We start from the raw sequence: 2057 nt of genomic DNA on the forward strand, positions 1-2057 counted from the left end.
GGTTCCCCGGGTCCGGCGTCGTCCGTCACCCCGTCGCCCGTCACCCTGTCGCCCGTGACGGCTTCGGCGAGACGTCCGACGGCGGCGGCGAGCAGGTCGGGCGGCAGCAGTCCGGGCCCGGCGGCCGAGGCGAAGTCCGCGAACGTCTCCGCCGTGCTGTGCCGGGGGTGGAAACGGAGGACCTCGCGCATCTGCCGGGTGTCCACGACCCGGCCGTGGGTGAGCAGCCGGATCTGCTCGGGGGAGAAGTCGGAGAGCCCCAGGGTCCGCATCAGCGACCCGGTCAGGGTGACCGCGGGCAGCAGCACCGGCGCGGTCGGCCGCCCCACGCGGCGCGCGCACTGCGAGAGCGTCAGGACCCCGTCGCCCGCGATGTTGAAGGTGCCGCCGGTGAGCGCCCCGGGCTCGGGTTCACGGGAGGCCCGCAGCAGCACCTCGGTGACGTCGTCCTCGTGGACGAACTGCAGCCGCGGGTCGTAGCCGAGCACGGTCGGCAGCACCGGGAGCCGGAAGTAGGAGGCGAGCGGGGTCTCCACGGCCGGGCCGAGGATGTTGGCGAACCGGAGCACGCACACCGCCACGTCCGGCCGCCGCCGCGCGAAGCCCCGCACATATCCCTCGACCTCGACGGCGTCCTTGGCGAAGCCGCCGCTGGGCAGCGCCTTGGGAGCCGTGGTCTCGCCGAACACCGCCGGGTCGCGGGGCGCCGACCCGTACACCGTGGTGCTGGACTTGACCACCAGTCGCCGCAGGGCGGGCGACTTCTGGCAGGCGCCCAGCAGCTGCATGGTGCCGATGACGTTGGTCTCCTTCACGGAGGACCGGTTGCCGCCGGCCAGCGCCGTCCCGGTGACGTCGAGATGGACCACGGTGTCGGCGCGGTGCTCGGCCAGCACCCGGCCGATCGCCGGCTGCCGGATGTCCGCCCGCACGAACACCGCCTCGCCCAGGTCGTGCTCGGGCGTGACGGCGTCCACCGCCACCACCCGTTCCACGTCCGGCTCGCGCAGCACCCTCCGCACGTAGAGACTCCCCAGCCGCCGGGCCGCCCCGGTCACCAGCACGATCCTGCCCAAGACCCGCGCCTTCCCCTCGTCCCCCTCGTCCGCCGGACTCCCTTACGGCGGTACGCGACAACTTAGCCGCTCCGTGTTGCGCGGACATGGCCGTCACACTGCCACCGCCCACCGCCCACGCCACTCCCACGTTCCCCGCCGTCCCGCCCCGGATACGACCGCGGCCCCCCACCGAACCGGTGGGGGGCCGCAGGGGCACGCTTTCACGCGGCGTGTGCCGCGTCGCGTTACTTCTTGTTGCGACGCTGAACGCGCGTGCGCTTGAGCAGCTTGCGGTGCTTCTTCTTGGCCATCCGCTTGCGCCGCTTCTTGATAACAGAGCCCACGACTTACCCTCGCTCACTTCTCATCACTCGGCGTTGGGCGCCATGGGCCCATACGACCTTCGAGGGGAAAGCCTACCTTCCCCGGGCCGGGAGGTCGTAATCGAGGGGGCCCCGGGTTGACCCCGGGACCGCCGCACGAGACCTCTCAGGCCGTCTCGACCCCCACGTAGCTCTCGCGAAGGTACTCGTGAACCGCCTGCTCCGGAACTCGGAACGACCGTCCGACCCGGATGGCGGGCAGATGACCGCTGTGCACCAGCCGGTACACGGTCATCTTGGACACGCGCATCACCGAGGCGACCTCCGCCACGGTAAGGAACTGGACCTCGTTCAGAGGCCTTTCGCTGCCAGCTGCCATGACACACCTGAACCCTTCGCACTCGACGGCCACCGGCTTCCCCTTCCGGTGACTCTTCGTCGCTGCGTGCTCACTCCCCAGATTAGGTGCGGGTGATGCGAGTGGGGAAGAGGAGCCGCCATCACCGGCCTACCGTGACAGACACCCGCGATTGAGCACGCAACGGATAAGCGGGGGACGCCACCCGGGCCTCACACCCACCCCAACCGGAACGCCGGCTGCGGCTCGCGCCCCCTGTGCCACCGGCGGGTCCGGCCACCCCGCACGCCCCGGCGCACCCGCTCGTCCGCACCCTCG

General features: G+C 71.6%; 3 protein-coding genes. All 3 read right to left on the reverse strand.

Annotated features, from left to right (window positions below):
• The coding region (locus tag HW445_RS28425) for an NAD-dependent epimerase/dehydratase family protein (protein WP_180223720.1) at positions 1-1076 on the reverse strand (1076 nt) is incomplete at its 3' end.
• Positions 1077-1303: 227 nt separating this feature from the next.
• Complete coding sequence (locus HW445_RS28430) at positions 1304-1402, reverse strand: 30S ribosomal protein bS22 (protein WP_003948845.1); 99 nt, start codon at positions 1400-1402, stop codon at positions 1304-1306.
• Between the two features lie 145 nt (positions 1403-1547).
• A complete protein-coding gene (locus tag HW445_RS28435; protein ID WP_159105670.1) occupies positions 1548-1760 on the reverse strand; it encodes a helix-turn-helix domain-containing protein in 213 nt (70 codons plus the stop codon).
• Positions 1761-2057: the final 297 nt, after the last annotated feature.

Origin of the sequence: Streptomyces sp. UH6 (genome assembly GCF_013421635.1) — a bacterium.
Classification (GTDB): Bacteria; Actinomycetota; Actinomycetes; order Streptomycetales; family Streptomycetaceae; genus Streptomyces; species Streptomyces abyssomicinicus.